Raw genomic sequence first — 1,256 nt, forward strand, 5'->3', positions numbered from 1 at the left:
GGGCGCACCTTGATCCGGTATCGCCGGCTCACTGGCTTCGCAGTTGGCAGACACGGCCGGGACCGTGCGCAGGCGCGCTTCCATTCCGGTGCTTTCGATACCGCGAGCGACCTGTTGCGCCAGGTTGGCAACACTGCCGTTGCGGCTGTAGTAAAGCACCAGCACATAATCGGTCATGGGCGATTCAGTCCAGTAACTGCAGGGCGTTTTCCGGGGGGCGACCCAGCACCGCCTGATCGCCTTTGACGACGATGGGGCGTTCAATCAATTTCGGGTACTGAATCATCGCTGCGATAACGTCAGCATCGCTGCTTTGCGCAGACAGGCCTGCGGTCTTGTAGTCCGCTTCCTTGTTGCGTACCAGATCATGGGCATGGGCAAACCCCAGCTTGCTGATCAGGCTTTTCAATGTGGCGGTATCCGGAATATCGTCCAGATACTTTACGATAGTGGGGTTAACACCGTTCTCTTCCAGTAACGCCAGCGTCTGACGTGATTTTGAACAGCGCGGGTTGTGGAAGATAATGTAGTCGCTCATGGGATTGCATATCCTGTTTCGTAACGCTGCCATTGTAAGCTGCACACGTGCGGTGGCAAGGGGTCAACCAGAGAGGACGCGTAGAGCATGGAGAATGAGCAACCGGTAATTCCGGTGCACGCCCGGTTCGATTCCATCAAGGCGTTTTTTGCCCTGCTGGTGCGCCAGTTCAATGAAGACGGTTGCCGGCAAAGTGCTGCCGCGCTGACGTATACCACCCTGTTTGCCATCGTCCCGGTGATGACGGTGAGTTTTGCGGTGCTGTCGTCGGTACCCGCCCTGAAAGACAAGGGCGCCCAGTTCCAGGCATGGGCGTTTGAGTATTTTGTACCCTCCGCAGGCAATATGCTGCTCGATCACCTGCAGTCCTTTGCCAAACAGGCAGCAAACCTGACCGGGTTGGGCATTGTGTTTCTGGTGATCACTTCCATCCTGATGCTGAGCACGGTTGAGCAAACCCTGAACCGTATCTGGAAAGTGCAGACCCCGCGTAAAGGTCTCACCAGCTTGTTGATGTATTGGGCGGTGCTGTCATTGGGGCCGATTTGTCTGGGCCTGGGGTTGGCGATCTCGTCGTATCTCACCTCGCAGGCCATCTTCAGCGACACGGTGAGCTACCTGGGCGGTGTGCGGCTATGGCTGTCCTTGCTGCCGTTCCTGTTCACCACCGCCATGCTGACACTGATGTACACGGTGGTGCCCAATACCAAGATTCCGT

2 protein-coding genes and 1 pseudogene are annotated in these 1,256 nt (G+C 56.8%); 1 reads left to right on the plus strand and 2 read right to left on the minus strand.

Features of this window, described 5'->3' with window-relative positions; all coding sequences use genetic code 11:
* Positions 1 to 177: pseudogene (locus A3754_RS05215) on the minus strand (NAD(P)H-quinone oxidoreductase); the annotation flags it as partial.
* A 7-nt stretch (positions 178 to 184) separates the two neighbouring features.
* On the minus strand, positions 185 to 538 hold the full coding sequence (arsC, locus tag A3754_RS05220) for an arsenate reductase (glutaredoxin) (RefSeq protein WP_063519007.1): 354 nt from the start codon (positions 536 to 538) through the stop codon (positions 185 to 187).
* A gap of 87 nt (positions 539 to 625) precedes the next feature.
* Between arsC and A3754_RS05225 the strand changes: the two genes are divergently transcribed.
* Positions 626 to 1,256: YihY family inner membrane protein (locus tag A3754_RS05225; protein WP_156496815.1), on the plus strand; the 631-nt coding region annotated here is incomplete at its 3' end.

This window comes from Alcanivorax sp. HI0083, assembly GCF_001635175.1.

Coding starts and splice junctions, on each gene's coding strand:
- arsC (WP_063519007.1), bottom strand. CDS start 538: ATGAGCGACTACATTATCTTCCACAACCCGCGCTGTTCAAAATCACGT.